This window comes from Streptomyces sp. NPDC053048, assembly GCF_044547045.1.
Lineage (GTDB): Bacteria > Actinomycetota > Actinomycetes > Streptomycetales > Streptomycetaceae > Streptomyces.
Map to the genome: position 1 here is coordinate 702,855 of NZ_JBITZS010000002.1, position 16,062 is coordinate 718,916.

Consider the following 16,062-nt stretch of genomic DNA (forward strand, 5'->3'; position numbering starts at 1 on the left):
GGCACACACGCTGAAGATGCTCGGCCAGAGCCGCCGTGGTACCCGTCCGGCGAACGGGTGCTCGTCCGCTGTTTCCCTTCGGCCTTCCAAGTCCTCCGAGCCCTCGCCTGCGAGGGTGTGCCCGAAGGAGGTATCGACGTGGTCCGTGCCGTGCGCCGAGGCACCCTGAGCCGCCGGAGCAGGCTCTGATGCCTGCCACCACGGGCCTGCTGCGGCCCGGGGACGTTCCCGGTTCCGAAACACCGTCGCCCGAGGGCGGCCCCGTTGCGCAGACTCTGCCGCCGGCGGACGTCTTCGCCGCTCTGGGCGGCGATCCCGGCGGCCTTTCGGACACCGAGGCGGCGGCCCGTGCCGTGCGCTATGGGGCGAACGAGCTGCCGCACGCTGCTCGGAGAGCGCCCTGGCGGCAGCTGGCTGCCCAGTTCACCGACTTGTTTGCCGTGGTTCTGATCGTCGCGTCTGCGATCACCTTTCTGGCCTGGGGGCTGCAGACTCCGCGCGACAGCGGAACGTTGCAGCTGGCCGTCGCGATCCTCGGTGTCGTGGTGCTCAACGCGGTCATCGGTTTCCTGCAGGAGTACGCGGCCGAGCGGACCGCGGAGACGCTGCAGGCGATGGTCCCCCACGCCTGCCGGGTCCTGCGCGGCGGGGAGCGGCGGGAGGTGCCGGTGCGGGAGCTGGTTCCCGGGGACGTGGTGCTGCTGGAGGCGGGGGACGCGGTGCCGGCGGACTGCCGGCTGGTGGAGGCCTACGACCTGTCGGTGAACAACGCGGCGCTGACGGGCGAGAGCGACGCGGTCACTCGCACGGCCGAGGCGGTGGCCGCCGGGCCGGTGCTCCAAGCCCGCAACGCCGTCTTCATGGGGACGGACGTGGTGGTCGGCTCGGCCAAGGCCGTTGTCTGCGCCACCGGTGCCGCGACGGAGTTCGGGCGGATCTTCCGTCTGGCTGCCGCGGCGCCGCGGCAGCGCACGCCGTTGCAGCGGCAGGTGGCCGTCATGGCGCGCCGGGTGGCGGTGGCGGCCCTGGCCACCGGGGCCGTGCTGTTCGCCGTGCGCCTGCCGACCGGGCAGTCGCTGGTCTCGTCATTCGTGTTCGCGCTCGGGGTGATGGTGGCGCTGGTGCCCGAGGGGCTGCCGGCGACGCTGTCGGTGTCGCTCGCCGTCGGGGTTCGGCGCATGGCCCGTCGGCACGCGCTGGTGAAGAAGCTGCTGGCAGTGGAGGCACTGGGCTCCACCACGGTGGTGTGCACGGACAAGACTGGCACCCTCACCGAGGCCGAGATGACCGTCGTGGCGGTCTGGGCGGGCGGCGTGACCCACACCGTGACCGGCGTCGGATACGCGCCCGTGGGCGAGGTCTCCGGCGACAGCCAGGTGCACGGACTGCTCCGGGCAGCGGCACTCTGCTCCGACGCCCGGCTGATGCCGCCGTCCAACCACCGGGGATGGCGGGTGCTGGGTGACACCACCGAAGGCGCCCTGCTGGTCGCGGCGGCGAAAGCCGGCCTCGACCCGGTGTCCGGCGAGGCCGCCACACCTCGTACGGCCGAGTATCCGTTCGACCCGGTGCGCAAGATGATGAGCGTGGTGTGTGCGGAGCCGGGCGTCGACGGACACCGCGCCTACGTGAAGGGGGCACCGCACGAGCTGCTGTCCCGGTGCTCCGACATCGACTGGCAGGGAACGCCCGGTCCCCTGACAGGCGACACCCGCGCCGCCGTCGCCGCGGCCGCCGACGAACTCGCCGGGCAGGGCCTGCGGGTGCTCGGCGTGGCGGCCCGTACCGTCTCCGGCCCCCGGCCGACACAAGACGAGGCCGAGAACGGGCTGACGCTGCTGGGGCTGGTCGGCATGCTGGACCCGCCCCGCCCCGAGGTCAGCGCCGCCGTGGCCGCCTGCCGCTCCGCCGGCATCCGCATCGTCATGGTCACCGGCGACCACCCGCTCACCGCCGAAGCCGTGGCCCGGCGGGTGGACATCGTCCGTACGCCGCACCCCACCGTGGTGACCGGGGACCAGCTGGACGCCATGGACGACCACGACCTGGACCGGCTGCTGGCGCAGTCCGGGGAGCTGCTGCTGTGCCGGGTCAGCCCCGAGCACAAGATGCGGGTGGTCACCGCCTTCCAGCAGCGCGGCGACGTGGTGGCCGTCACCGGTGACGGCGCCAACGACGCACCCGCCCTCAAGCACGCGGACATCGGCGTGGCCATGGGCGCGTCCGGGACGGACGTGGCGCGCGAGGCGGCGGTCATGGTGCTGCTGGACGACTCGTTCGCCTCCATCGCCGTCGCCGTACGGCTGGGCCGCTCGGTCTACCAGAACATCCGCAAGTTCCTCGTCTACCTCTTCAGCCACAACATCGCCGAGCTCGTGCCCATCCTCGCCGCCACTTTCACCGGCTTCCCGCTCGTCCCCATCAGCGCCGTGCAGATCCTCGCCATCGACCTCGGCTCTGACGTCCTGCCCGCCCTCGCCCTCGGTACCGAGCCGCCCGAGCCGGACGTCATACAGCGCCCACCCCGCTCGCGCGACGAACGGCTCTTCTCCACCGACGTCGTCCGGCGCTTCCTCTTCCTCGGCTCCATCCAGGCGATCGGCGTGTGTGCCGTGTTCTTCTGGCGCGTGAACTCCGCCGGGATTCCCTATTCCGCGTTCACCTCGGACAACCCGGTCTACCGGGAGGCGATCACCATGACCCAGGCGGGCATCGTCGTCAGCCAGTTCTTCAACGCCCTGGCGGTGCGCACAGAACGGCAGAGCGTGCTGCGCGCCGGCCTGTTCTCCAACCCCCGCCTGCTGGCCGCCGGCGCACTGGGCATCGCCCTGATGGCCGCCATCAGCTACGCACCACCTCTGCAAGCCGTCTTCCACACCGCCCCGCTGAGTCCCGCCGACTGGGCAGTGCTCGCCTGCCTCGGGCTGCTCCTCCTGGTCGCCGAAGAGACCAGGAAATGGTGGCTGCGACGTCGGAAAACCCTTGCCGAAGAGGGAACACACAGATGAGGCTGATCATCGTCGGCTGCGGCAGGGTCGGTTCCACGCTGGCCACCCGGCTCGTCGCCGAAGGACACGACGTCCACGTCATCGACCAGGATGCCCGCACCCGCCGCCTGCTCCCGGCGAACTTCTCCGGCCGCTTCCACGTGGGCAACGGCTACAGCCGCACCGCCCTGGAATCCGCCGGCATCGAGCACGCCGACGCCTTCGTCGCCGTCACCTCCCGCGACGACAGCAACATCGTCTGCGCCCGCACGGCGAAGGAGACCTACCGGGTGCCGCTGGTCCTCGCCCGCGTCTACGACCCGCGGCGCGCCGGCCTCTACCGCGAACTGGCCATCCCGACCATCGCCAGCGTCAGCTGGACGGTCGACCGCATCCACCGCATGCTGCTGCACCGGCACCTCGAGCCGGAGCTCACCTTCGGCAACGGCGAGACAGTCCTGGTGAGTTCCGCCCTCCCCCACTATCTGACAGGCCGGCCGGTCACCGACTTCGACGTGGATGGAGAGATCCGCGTCGTGGAAGTCACCCGCGCCGGGCACTCCCTCCTACCCGCCCACGGCACCCTGGCGGAGGCGCACGACGTGGTCACCTTCGCCGTCGCCGCCAAGTCCCTGGTCCGGCTGCGTACCTTCCTCGACAAGGAGCTGGGGACATGAAGGTCGTGATCGCCGGAGCCGGCCGGCTCGGCACAAAGATCGCCCAGGTCCTGGTCGCCACCGGCCACCAGGTGACGCTCGTGGACGCCGACGAGGAGCGCGTCGCCGAGCTGCAGGGTCAGGTGGCTGCGGGCCTGATCGGTGGGGACGCCTGCGAGCCGGCGGTCCTGGAGCACGCCGGCGCCCGGACGGCCGACCTGGTCGTCGCCGCGACGGGGCAGGACGACACCAACCTCGTCATCGCCTTGCTGGCCAAGCGACACCTCTCGGTGCCCCGCGTGGCCGCCCGCGTCAACGATGACGACAACGCCTGGTTGTTCGACTGGAATTGGGGTGTCGACATCGCCCTCCCGGCCGCCGCACCCCTGGTATCGCTGATCGAGGAGGCCACGGCGGCCACCGACACCGTGGCCCTGCTGCGACTGAGCAAAGCCGGGGTCGACGTGATCGAGACGGCCCTCACCGAACAGTCCCGGGCCGCCGGCCGGGCACTGAGCGACGTCCCGCTCCCCGCCGGTACGGTCGTCGCAACCGTCATCCGCGACGGCCAACCTACCGATCCCGCTCCCGGATTGGTGCTCCAGTCGGGGGATGAGGTCCTGCTCGTCTCGCACGAGGCGTCGGAACGTGAGATTCACGCCGCCTTCCAATAAGGGAAGGTCTCGTGAACGCCGGCGAGGAACACAGCCGTGCCGATAGCGTGACCGCATCGCCGACAGGGAAGGGCCACCAGGGTGGTTGAGCGGATATGGCTGGACGTTCCGTACGCGCAGAAGGACGCCGCGAAGGCGGCCGGAGCCCGTTGGGATCCTGCCGCCAAGCGCTGGTACGCGCCGCGCGAGGGGATGGCCGCCCTCGCCCCGTGGGCGGCCGCTACGGACGTCCCGGACCTGCTGCCGGATGAGGACCGTACGCTCGGCAGCGGGCTGTTCGTGGACCTGGTGCCCAGCAGCTGCTGGTTCACCAACGTCCGTTCCTGCGTCGCCCAGCGCGACTGGGAACGCCTGCGCCGCATGATCACCCGCCGGGCCGGCATGCGCTGCGAAGCCTGCGGAGCGGAAGAGGACCGCCGGGCCAAGCGGTGGCTGGAGGCACATGAGCGGTGGACGTACGACGAGACGCGCCGCGTGCAGACGCTCAGGCGCCTGATCTGCCTGTGCACCGACTGCCACACCGTGACCCACTTCGGCTATGCCCAGCTCCGCGGTCTGGAGGCACAGGCCTTAGCCCACCTGGTGCACGTCACCGGGATGAGCCCGGGACAGGCCCGGCAACACGTCGACGCCGCCTTCACGCTATGGGAGCAGCGCTCGTCCCTCAACTGGAGCCTGGACCTCAGCATCCTCACGGAAGCCGGCATCACCGTCACTCCCCCGCCGGACGCACCGGACCGCCGCGGAATCGCGGCGGCAACGCTGGCCTCCGAAGCCGCCGCCGGGACGCCCTCGGCGACGCGGGGCATGCCGTCGGTACCCCCGTCCGTACCCCGGCAGGACGCGCCCTCGGCCTTCGTCCGTAGCCTGTTCCGCGGTGCACGCCGCGTCTGAGGCGTGCACCGGGGCCGGGCTCACCGAGCCCTGCCGCCTTCCGGCACGAGCCACGCCTGCAGGCGCATAGCCACGTACCCGAGCGCGAACGCCGCGCCCACGAAGCCCACATCGGGCGGGGCCGTGGGCCGGGTGTCCAGTAGTCCGCGCAGGAGCGGCACATACGCTCCTGCGATCTGCAGTGCCAGCGCTGCCGCAAGCGCCAGGAGGAGAAAGGGGTTGGCCAGGGTGCCGGGCCGGGCCCGGGAGCCCAGGCCGACGCCCAGCTGGGTGGCGCCGAGGACCAGGAAGACCAGCGTCTGCCAGGGGCGGCCCGTGCCGTGTGCCCAGTACCCCACGGCCAGAGTGACCGCCGCGATGAGAGTGCCCAGTGTGAGGATGCGCGCCCACAGCCCCTCCCCCAGCACGCTCTCCTCCGGTGGTCTGGGCGGCCGGTGCATGGAGTCGCCGGAGGTGGGCTCGGCGCCGAACGCCACCCCGGGCAGGCCGTGGGTGAGGAGGTTGATCCACAGGATCTGGGCCGGCAGCAACGGCAGGACCATCCCCAGGGCGGGGCCGGCGAGCATGACCAGGATCTCCGCGCTGCCACCCGCCAGGGCGTAGAGGAGGAATCGCCGGACGTTGGCGTAGACCCGGCGTCCCTCTTCGACGGCGGCGACGACCGTGCCGATGTCGTCGTCGGCCAGGACCAGGTCCGCGGCCTGCCTGGCCACTTCCGTCCCCCGCCGCCCCATGGCCACGCCGATGTCGGCCCGTCGAAGCGCCGGCCCGTCGTTGACACCGTCGCCCGTCATGGCCACCACATGTCCGGTGCCCCGCCAGGACTCGACGATGCCGAGCTTCTGCTCCGGTGTCGTACGGGCGAACACGCGCACCGCCGTTGGGTCCCCAGCCGTTCCGCTTCGGATCCCCTCACCAGTGACAGCCTCCTCCTCCGCTGAGGCGATGCCCAGCCGCCGGGCGACGGCTGCGGCGGTCAGCGGGTGGTCTCCGGTGACAAGCACGGGCGTGATGCCCGCCGCCCGGCACGCCGCGACCGTTCCGGCGGCGGCCTCCCGCGGCGGGTCGAGAATCGCGACGAGCCCGAGCAGACCGAGGCCGCTTTCCCAGTCGTCCGGCGGGGAGTCCGCCCTGTCGGCCGTGGCCACGGCCAGCACCCGGTAGCCCTCGCGCGCCCACTCTCCCGCCCGCGCCAGGGCTTGGTGGCGCGACTCCGGATCGCCCTCGGCAAGGAGGTGCCCGCACAGGACGGTTTCGGGCGCGCCCTTGCAGGTGACCCTCCATTGCCCGTCGGGCCGACGGTGCACCGTGATCATGCGCTTACGCTCGCTGCTGAATGGAATCTCGTCCACGCGCGGCATGCCGGCACGCAACTCCGCGATATCCAGGCCGAGTCGGGCAGCGGCGGTCAGCAGGGCGGCTTCTGTGGGATCACCCAGCGCCGTCCAAGCGATGTCGTCGGCATCGGGCGGTCGGAGCGCGGCGTCGTTGCACAGTACCGCCGCCGTGAGCAGTTCGACCAAGTCGGGTGCCTGGTCGGCGCCGAGGACGGACCCGTCCCGCTCCACACGCCCTTCGGGCGCGTAGCCGACGCCGGAGACAGTGGCTTCACCACCCGCCGGGGTCCACAACCGCTGGGCGGCCATGCGGCCCTCGGTGAGGGTGCCGGTCTTGTCCGTGGCCAGTACGGTGATCGAGCCCAGGGTCTCGACGGCCGGCAACCGGCGGACGATGGCGTGCCGCCCGGCCATCCGGTGGGCGCCCAGGGCCAGGGCGAGCGTCACCACAGCAGGCAGGGACTCGGGGACGGCCGCGACGACCAGGCTGATCGCCGCCACCACCATCAGCTCCACCGGTTGCCCGCGCACGATCCCGCCGAGCAGCACCACGGCGGACAGCACGACGGCGATCAGGGCCAGGGCGCGGCCGAAGCGCGCCAGCCGGTGCTGGAGCGGGGTGAGGCCGGGCGGCGCAGCCATCAGGGCGGCGATCCGGCCCGTGGCACTGGCGGCACCGGTCGCCGTCACCTCAACGCGGCCACGGCCCCGAAGAACAACCGTCCCCGCCGACACGACCCCGGCGGACATGTCGTCCGGCGATGTCTCCTTGGCCACCGGCACGGACTCACCCGTAAGTGAGGACTCGTCGACCAAGAGCCTGGCCGCCTCGACGACACAGCCGTCGGCGGGAACGATGTCACCCTCGCCCAGCAGCACCACATCGCCGGGTACGACGTCCGCAATGTTGACCTCGCGCTCGGCGCCGTCACGCAGCACACGGGCAACCGGGGCGCTGAGCGCCCGAAGTGCCGCCACGGCCCGTTCCGCGCGCACCTCCTGCGCGACACCGACCGCGCTGTTGGCCACGATGACGATCCCGATGATCGACGTGTCAACGAGGTCACCGGTGGCGATGGTGAGCGTCATGGCGACCAGCAGCACCAGGATCAACGGGTCGCGCAGCTGTGCGAGGACCCGGCGCCACACCGGTGTGGGGCGGACGGACGTGACGACGTTGGGGCCGTGGCGGGCCAGGCGGTCGGCCGCCTCCGACTCGGTCAGACCCTGGGGGTTCTGCGGTGGCGTCGTCACCAGCAGGTCGTCTCCCCGGCCCCGGCCGGGTCTACAGGCCGCTGCGGATGCGGCGGCCGCTGATCGTGCCGAGCGGGATGCGCACCCAGGTGTCCCGTTCGCCGCCCGCCCAAGGCTGCGGGTCGGCGGTGTCCCGCAGGCGCTGCTGCTCCTGTGGATCGGTGACCGGTTCGGCCACCCCCCGAACGAGAACGCTCCACCCCTCACTGCGCGCCTCGTCGATCCTGTCGACCTCGAAGGCGACCTCACCGCCGACAACACTCGCGAGCGCGCCTCCGGCGGCCGTGCGGAAAACGATGGCGTCACCGGCGAACCGGTAATTGACGGGCGCGGCCTCCGGTCCTTCCGACCTGGAGAAGACCACCCGGCCGACACCGCCCGCCGCGAGCTTCTCCCAGCACTCCGCAAGCGACAGCTCCTCGAGCACCGGGCTACGCGCCAGGGGCCCTCTCCCAGGAGGTTCCTCGGTTCCCCCACCCAGCAGGGCGGAGACCGAGGTCTCGAGTGCGTTCGCCAGCCCGGTGAGAGCCTCCAGCGAGACGGAACCGGCCTGGGACTCCACATATGCGAGGTAGCCGGGGTCCATCCTGGCACGGGCGGCCGTCTCCTCGCGGGTGAGGCCCAGCTCCGCGCGGCGTTGGGCCACACGCCGGCCGAGGTCGCTGCCGGGGCGTAGCCGAGGAGAGCCAGCCTCGTCCCCTGGTTCCGTGGCCATGGCCGCCTCCCGCCTCCTTGTCGCAGCAGCATCTTCCGTCTCATCTTCCCCAGCTCGGTCACTGGCCGCACTCCGGACGCCGGGCGTGTCCTGACGTGCCGCGTCGGCGGCGGCGAGGGATGGTGGATGGATGCGGGGGATGGGCATGGGCCGACGAACGGTCCGGCATACCGGCAAGGCGGTGAGCACAGTGGAGCACCCCGTGGTCGTCGGCGTCGACGGGTCGGACGGCAGCCTCGCGGCCCTCGACTGGGCAGTGGAGGAAGCAGCCCGCTTCCGCCTCCCCCTGCGCGTGGTCTACGCATCACTGTGGGAGCGTTACGAAGGCGCAGTGCCCTCCTTCACGGGTGAACGACCAGCAGAGGAAGTGGCGGCTCAGCACATCGTCGCCTCGTCCGAGCAGCGCGCCCGGCAGCTCTCCCCCGACCTGCCGGTCCATGTCGTGATGGTGCCGGACGATGCGGCGGACGCGCTGGTGCAGGAGTCGCGCGAGGCAACCGCCGTGGTGACCGGTTCCTCCAGCCACAGAGCTGTCAAGGAGTTTCTGCTGGGATCGGTGAGTCTCGCCGTGGCCGGCCGCGCCGCTTGCCCGGTCATCGTCGTACGGGGTGAGGAGCGCAACATCCGGGGCCTGAGCCACCGGGTCGTCGTCGGTGTGGGCCCGGCGGACGAAGCCGCCACGGCCGTGCGCTTCGCGCTGCGCGAAGCAGCCGCGCGCGGCTGCGAACTGCATGCCGTGCGGGCCTGGCGCAGTCCGACGACGGACCCCATGAGCGCACTGGAATCGGGGGCCCGAGCCTACGAGGAGCAGGCGACCGCCGTCCTGGACGAGGTGCTGGAAGCGGCAGTGGCCGAACACCCGGAGGTGTCCGTCCGGCGCACGGTGCTGGAGGGGCCTGCCCACCGGGTGCTGCTCGGACCTGCGACCGACGCCGACCTGCTGGTACTCGGAGCAACCCGCCGGCAGGACGGATTCGGCCTCCACCTGGGCCGGGTTAGCCACGCCGCCCTGCACCGGGCGGGCTGCCCCGTCGCGGTGGTGCCGCACCAGTGAGGCCCGCGACGGCCCTGCACGTCACCCCGCGCCGCGCAGGACCTCCCTCTCGATCCGGTGGTGCACGCGTGCGGCGAGCTCGGTGAGCGACGGTGAGGGAACGGCCCTCGGGGCAACAGGTGATCCGCCGCGCGTCGGCCGGCAACGCGGCGAGGTCGGCGGTGGATCGTCTCCTGGCGTCGTCCAGACGAGTGCGCCGCGTACCGGGCCGGGTCCGCCGCTCACAGCTCGTACATCACCGGTGAAAGCGAGGCCGAGCAGCGGCTCCGAGTCCTAGGACAGGGCCATGGGGACTTCGTACAAGTAAAGCGTCGGCCGACAGCGCCGCCCAGCTGCTGGGGCGGACGGCCTCCGGCACACTGTCACGCCATGACCCGGACGGGCCAAGACAGCATCGTTCAGCGGAACCGCCTTGATGGGACTCAGTCAAAGGAAACGAAGTGATCTCACGGCTCCTTGCTCCGAAAGGGCGGTACTCGGTCCCGAGCACGCAGACGGTGTCTCGGCGAGGGTGGAGGCACCACGGGCGAGAGGGCTGAGCACAGGGAGCGGATCATGGCGGTCTCCAGCCACATCACGGTCATCGGGGTCGGCAACGAGTTCCGGCGCGACGACGGCGTAGGGCCCATGGTCGTCGCCCGGCTGCGGGAACACGCGGCCCACGGCGGCCTGCCGGCCGGCATCCGGCTTGTGTGCAGTGACGGAGAACCGGGCCGACTGATCGGGCTGTGGGAAGGCGCGGAGCTGGCCGTGGTCGTGGACGCCGCCCATGCCCACCCGGGGCACCCGGGCAGGATCCACCGACTGGAACTGGACGGGTACAAGGCCTGGCCGGCGGGCACAGCGAGCAGTCACGGGCTCGGCCTGGGCGAGGCGGTCGAGCTGGCGCGTGCGCTCGACCGGATGCCCCGGCGCCTGATCGTCTACGCCGTCGAAGGAGCCGACGGTTCCCTGGGTACGGGGCTGACCCCAGCGGTCAATGCTGCGGTTGAGCCCCTCACGGAACGTGTCCAGCAGGAGATCGCCCGCCACCTCGCCAGACCCCGGAGCGTGCGGCTGTGAGGGTGGTGCCCGGAGGCTCGACGACCGCCTCGGAGGCCCCGGGCCGGGTCGCCCGGACGATCACGGTCTCGGGCAGGGTTCAAGGCGTGGGCTTCCGTCCCTTCGTCCATCGGCTGGCGACGCGGCTGGGGCTCGACGGGTGGGTTCTCAACGCCGACGGGCGTGTCGAGCTGACCGTGGCCGGGCCGCCACCAGCGGTGCAGACCCTTGTCGAGCTGCTGCGCGCGGAGGCGCCGCCACTGGCCGACATCCGCCGCCTGGCGGTGGCGGACCTGTCCGGCCCTCTTCCGCCACCGAGCTCGGGCTTCACCGTCCGGGCCAGTGCCCGGACCGACGGGCGCCGACCCGGCCCCCGCGAGATCCCGCCGGACGTCACCACCTGCGAAGCGTGCCTGCACGAACTGTTCAACCCCGCCGACCGGCGCTACCGCTACCCGTTCGTCAACTGCACGGACTGCGGGCCGCGCGCCACCGTGATCGAAGACCTTCCGTACGACCGTGAGCGCACCGTCATGCGGCGCTTTCCGCTGTGCGCCGCGTGTGCCGCCGAATACGCCGACCCCGCAGACCGGCGCTTCCACGCCGAACCGGTGGCGTGCCCCGACTGCGGCCCCCGCCTGGAGTGGGAGAACCTCACCGGCGAGGAAGCCCTCCTTGCTGCTGAGTCGGTCATCGACAGCGGCGGCATCGTGGCGGTCAAAGGATTGGGCGGATTCCAACTGGTATGCGATGCCACCGACGTACAGGCCGTGGAGCAGTTGCGCAACCGCAAGCGGCGGCCGGCCAAACCGTTCGCTGTCATGGCCGCCGACGCTGCCGCCGCCCGGCAACTGGCACGAATGTCCTCCGCAAGGCTGACGGCGCTGACGTCCCCAGCCGCGCCCGTGGTGCTGGCGCCGGCCCGCCAGGGCTCCGGCATCGCACCCGGCGTGCACCCGGGAACCGACCTGCTCGGCGTGTTCCTGCCCACCACGCCGCTGCACCGCCTGCTGCTGCGCGACCTCGGCAGGCCGCTGGTCGTGACCAGCGGCAACCGCTCGGGGGAGCCCATCGCCATCGACGAGGCGTCGGCCCGGGAGACGCTGGCGGGCGTGGCCGACGGCTTCCTCGTCCACGACCGGCCCATCCGGGCCCGCTACGACGACTCGGTGGTGCGCCCGGTGGGCCGTACGGTCCTGACCGTGCGCCGGGCCCGTGGTCTGGCCCCTGCCCCGCTCGCGATCCCCGTCTTGGCCGACCGGCCGGTCGTGGCAGCCGGTGCGCAGCTGAAGCACACCTTCGCGCTCGCGGAAGGCACCCACGCCGTGCTCGGACCGCACACCGGCACCCTGGAGGACGCACGCACACTGGACGCCTTCGAAGCGGCCTGCGCCGACCTGGTACGGCTGACCGGGATCGAACCCCAGGTCGTGGCCCACGACCCGCACCCCGGCTACTTGTCCACCCAGTGGGCACTGGCCCGGCCCGCCGGGCGGCGGATCGCCGTTCAACACCATCACGCGCACGTGGCCGCCTGCGCCGCCGAGCACGGGCTGGACCGTCCTTTCCTCGGGGTGGCCTACGACGGACTGGGCCTCGGTGACGACGGCACGCTGTGGGGCGGGGAGATCCTGATCGCCGATCTCGCCCGCTACCGCAGGGTGGGGCGCTTCGCCACGGCTCCCCTGCCCGGCGGGGCGGCTGCCGTGCGCAGGCCGGCCCGTATGGTCCTGGGGTACCTGTACGGAGCCGAGGCGCTCGGCGAGCCCGGTTTTCCGCCCTCCCTGGTCGGTGCGTTCGAGCGGCGCCTCGCGCCGGGCGAGACCCGAGTGGTCCGGACGATGGTCGGACGGGGCGTCAACTGTCCGCGAGCGTCCAGCGCCGGGCGCCTCTTCGACGCCGCAGCCGCCCTGCTCGGCCTGTGCGACGACGCCACCTACGAAGGGCAGGCGGCCGTCGCCCTGGAGACGGCGGCGGGGGACCAATGCGTCGAAGCCCTCCCCTGGCGCCTCGCGCGGGCCGGCGGGCTGTGGGTGTACGACCCTGTCCCCACCTTGACCGCCCTGCTCGACCGCGCCGTGGCCGGCGAGCAGACAGGCGCGCTGGCTGCGGCCTTCCATCGCACACTGGCCGAGGTGACCTCCGGCCTGGTCCAGCGGGCCGTGGCAGCCGGGGCGCCGGGGACCGTCTGTCTTTCGGGTGGCTGCTTCCAAAATGCGCGTCTTCTCACGGAGACGAGAGCCCTGCTCGAGGACCAGGGATTGCGGGTGCTGGTGAGCAGTGCCGTGCCCGTCAACGACGGGGGAATCAGCTACGGGCAGGCGGCAGTGGCCGCGGCTCGCCTGCGGGAAGGATGACGGCGATGTGTCTGGGCATTCCGGGCCGGGTGGTGGAGATCCATGACCGTGCCGGGCTACGGATGGCCACGGTCGACTTCGGCGGGGTCCGCCGCGAGGCGTGCCTGGCCTACACACCCGAGGCCGCCGTGGGTACGTACGTCGTGATCCACGTGGGGTTCGCCATCACCACGGTCGACGAGGCCGAGGCGGAGCGAACCCTGGAAGTGCTCCGGGCCATGGCCGACGCCGTGGAGGGGGAACTCGGGGAGCCGCTGCCCCGCTCCCGCTGACGTAGGGACAGTGCCCGCCCGGCCCCATGCGTCCCCGCACGACGCGGGCCATGCTGGAAGGCGAGGAGGCGACCGTGCCATGACCCGTACCCCGGAGTCGCCGGCCCCTGCGGTGTACGCGCTGCTGGCCGACGGCACGACCGTGCGGGTCAGACCTGTCGTGCCGGAGGACCGTGCGGCGGTCCTCCGGCTGTACGAGCGCATGTCCCCCGAGAACCTGCGGTTGCGCTTCTTCTCCACCGGCCCCCTCGTCGCGCAGAAGGCGGCGGACGCGTTGTGCCTGGGCGCCGGGCCGGGAGACCGGGCGCTGGTGGCCGAGGCGGACGGTGACGTGGTGGGGCTGGCCGAGTATCACGCGACATCCACCGATCAGCCCAGAGGCAGACCGACAGTCGCCGAGGTCGCCCTCGCCGTGGCGGACAAGTGGCACCACCGCGGCGTCGGAACGCTGCTGTTGGAACATCTCGTCGACCTCGCTCGGGCCGAGGGGATCCAGGAGCTGACGGCCGACGCGCTGAGCCAGAACATGCGAGTCATCAGGGTCTTCGCCGACCTCGGGCTGCCCGTGCGACGGCGCTTCGAGGGGCCGGAGATCCACATTCGGGTGGCGTTGACGCCGGACGAGCACTATCTGACCGCCCTCGACACACGCGGGCGCACCGCCGACGTCGCGAGCCTCCGGCCCTTGCTCCGGCCTCGGTCGGTGGCTGTCGTCGGCGCCGGCCACCGCCCCGGATCCGTGGGCCGGGTGATCCTGCGAAACCTGCGTGCCAACGGCTTCACCGGCCCGGTGCACGTCGTCAACCCGCACGGTCCCGCCCTGGACGGCCTGCCCTGCCACCCCACCGTCTCCGGCCTCGCCGATGCCCCGGACCTGGCTGTGCTGGCCGTACCGGCGCACGCGGTTCCCACCGTCGCCGAGGAGTGCGGCGCGCGCGGAGTGCGGGCACTGGCGGTTGTGACGTCCGGGCTCGACGCGGCCCAGGCAGCGGGGCTCCGGGCGGCCTGCCGCCGGCACGGCATGCGCGTCGTCGGGCCCAACTGCCTGGGCCTGGCCAACACGGAGAAGGACGTCCGGCTGGACGCGACCTTCGCCGCCCGCTTCCCGCTTCCGGGCACGGCCGGGGTCGCCACCCAGTCGGGCGGCGTGGGCATCGCCCTGCTGGACGGGCTGTCCCGGCTGGGTATCGGCGTATCCACTTTCGTCTCGCTCGGCGACAAGTACGACGTGAGCGGTAACGACCTCCTCCAGTGGTGGGAGGAGGACGGACGCACCGATCTGGCGGTACTGCACCTGGAGTCGTTCGGCAACCCCCGTGCGTTCTCCCGGACGGCACGGCGGGTCAGCAAACGCATGCCAGTGCTCACGGTGGACGCAGGGCGGTCGGAGGCCGGGCGAAGGGCAGCCGCCTCGCACACTGCCGCTGCCGCAACACCGACGATGACCCGGCAGGCGCTCTTCCATCAGGCCGGCATCATCGCCACCCGGACCATCGGGGAGCTCTTGGACACGATGGCGCTGCTGCACGCCCAGCCGCTGCCTGCTGGCGACCGCGTCGTCGTGGTCACCAACGCGGGCGGCGTGGGCGTGCTGGCGGCCGACGCGTGCAGCGAGGCCGGGCTGAGCGTACGGCCGCTGGAGCCGGAACTGGCGGCGGAGGTCGCGGCGCTGCTGCCGGATGGCGCGGCGGTCGGCAATCCAGTCGACGCCACCGCCGCCGTCCCGGAAGACCGGCTGCGTGCCTGCGTGCATCTGCTGGCGGCCCACCGGGACGTCGACGCCGTGCTGGGCGTCCTGGTCCCGACGGCTCTGGGCACGGCCACCGGCGACGACCTGGTGCGGGCGTTCACCCACGCCCCGGCACGAACACCGTGCACGACGGCTCTCGTCCTGGTGGACCGGCCCGCGCGCGTGGATCTGCTGCCGGCCGAGCGTGGTGGAGCCGTGCCCGCGTACGCCGATCCGCAGGATGCCGCCCGCGCCTTGTCCTACGCGGCAGCCTACGCCCGGCGCCGGAACCGCCCGCAGAACCTGCCGCCGGAACCGTCCGGCGTCGACGTGGAAGGGGCACAGGCGGACGTGGCCGAGTGGTTCGCCGAACGGCCGGAGGGCGGCTGGCTCGACCCGGTCCGATGTGCACGGTTCCTCAGCCGGTACGGCATCCCGCAGGTGGCCTGGGAGTGGGTGTGCGACGAGGCGACCGCCGTGGCGGCGGCCGAGCGGTTGGCCGGGCCGGACGGACGCGTGGTACTCAAGGCCCACTGGCCCGGTCTCGTGCACAAAACCCGCGAGGGCGCCGTCCGCCTCGGCCTCCAGGGCGAGCGGCACGTACGGGCCGCCTACCGCGACCTCGTCGCCCATTTCGGTGACCGGCTCTCCGGCGTGGTGGTGCAGCCCCAGGCCCCGCACGTCCTGGAACTGGTGGCGGGCGTCGTCCAGGACCCGGTCTTCGGCCCGCTCGTACTCTTCGGCCAGGGTGGTACGGCCACCGACGTGCTGGCCGATCACGCGGCCCGCCTTGCCCCGCTCACGACCTTCGACCTGGACGACCTCATCACCTCCCCGCGCTGTTCCGTCCTCCTGTCGGGCCGCCACGGCGGAGCCCAGGTCGACCTCGGAGCTCTCGAACGGCTGCTGCTGTGCCTGTCCCGGATGGCCTGCGACCTCCCCCAGCTCGCCGAAGCCGACCTGAATCCGGTGGTGGCCTGCCCGGACGGTGTCATGGCGCTGGACGCCCGCGTTCGGCTGGAACCCCGCCAGGCGTACGACCCGTATCTGCGACGTCTGCGCTGAGCCCCGCGCCCGGATGGCCCGCCCTCT

Annotated in this window: 11 protein-coding genes; 9 read left to right on the top strand and 2 right to left on the bottom strand. The window is 72.3% G+C overall.

Features of this window, described 5'->3' with window-relative positions; all coding sequences use genetic code 11:
* Window positions 1-188 precede the first annotated feature (188 nt).
* The 4 genes from ACIG36_RS07990 to ACIG36_RS08005 all read left to right on the top strand — a co-directional run bounded on the left by ACIG36_RS07990 (window position 189) and on the right by ACIG36_RS08005 (window position 5,211).
* Entirely contained in the window at window positions 189-3,008 is a 2,820-nt protein-coding gene (locus tag ACIG36_RS07990; protein WP_399923734.1) for a cation-translocating P-type ATPase, read from the top strand.
* Window positions 3,005-3,664, top strand: a complete 660-nt coding sequence (locus ACIG36_RS07995; protein ID WP_399923736.1) for a potassium channel family protein — start codon at window positions 3,005-3,007, stop codon at window positions 3,662-3,664. Before ACIG36_RS07990 ends, ACIG36_RS07995 begins: the two co-directional genes overlap by 4 nt.
* Window positions 3,661-4,317: a potassium channel family protein gene (locus tag ACIG36_RS08000; protein ID WP_399923739.1), complete on the top strand. Its 657-nt coding sequence runs from the start codon at window positions 3,661-3,663 to the stop codon at window positions 4,315-4,317. The genes ACIG36_RS07995 and ACIG36_RS08000 overlap by 4 nt, the downstream gene beginning before the upstream one ends.
* An 81-nt stretch (window positions 4,318-4,398) precedes the next feature.
* Entirely contained in the window at window positions 4,399-5,211 is an 813-nt protein-coding gene (locus ACIG36_RS08005; RefSeq protein ID WP_399923742.1) for a DUF5710 domain-containing protein, read from the top strand.
* Between the two features lie 20 nt (window positions 5,212-5,231).
* Here the strand turns inward: ACIG36_RS08005 and ACIG36_RS08010 are convergent, their stop codons facing one another.
* A complete protein-coding gene (locus ACIG36_RS08010) occupies window positions 5,232-7,802 on the bottom strand; it encodes a cation-translocating P-type ATPase (RefSeq protein WP_399923745.1) in 2,571 nt (856 codons plus the stop codon).
* A 31-nt stretch (window positions 7,803-7,833) separates the two neighbouring features.
* Window positions 7,834-8,517 carry a pyridoxamine 5'-phosphate oxidase family protein gene (locus ACIG36_RS08015; protein WP_399923747.1) on the bottom strand — a complete coding sequence of 228 codons (684 nt, stop codon included), beginning with the start codon at window positions 8,515-8,517 and terminating at the stop codon, window positions 7,834-7,836.
* Between the two features lie 181 nt (window positions 8,518-8,698).
* Here ACIG36_RS08015 and ACIG36_RS08020 point away from each other — a divergent pair, with 181 nt between their 5' ends.
* The 5 genes from ACIG36_RS08020 (at window position 8,699) to ACIG36_RS08040 (ending at window position 16,035) form a co-directional block, all read left to right on the top strand.
* Window positions 8,699-9,571, top strand: coding sequence for a universal stress protein (locus ACIG36_RS08020; protein WP_399923750.1), 873 nt, complete (start codon window positions 8,699-8,701; stop codon window positions 9,569-9,571).
* A gap of 555 nt (window positions 9,572-10,126) precedes the next feature.
* Complete coding sequence (locus tag ACIG36_RS08025; protein ID WP_399923753.1) at window positions 10,127-10,633, top strand: hydrogenase maturation protease; 507 nt, start codon at window positions 10,127-10,129, stop codon at window positions 10,631-10,633.
* A gap of 5 nt (window positions 10,634-10,638) precedes the next feature.
* Complete coding sequence (gene hypF, locus ACIG36_RS08030; protein ID WP_399924023.1) at window positions 10,639-12,969, top strand: carbamoyltransferase HypF; 2,331 nt, start codon at window positions 10,639-10,641, stop codon at window positions 12,967-12,969.
* A gap of 5 nt (window positions 12,970-12,974) precedes the next feature.
* Window positions 12,975-13,241 (top strand): HypC/HybG/HupF family hydrogenase formation chaperone, encoded by a 267-nt coding sequence (locus ACIG36_RS08035; protein ID WP_399923756.1) that lies wholly within the window; start codon window positions 12,975-12,977, stop codon window positions 13,239-13,241.
* Window positions 13,242-13,320: 79 nt separating this feature from the next.
* Window positions 13,321-16,035, top strand: coding sequence for a GNAT family N-acetyltransferase (locus tag ACIG36_RS08040; RefSeq protein WP_399923759.1), 2,715 nt, complete (start codon window positions 13,321-13,323; stop codon window positions 16,033-16,035).
* Window positions 16,036-16,062: the final 27 nt, after the last annotated feature.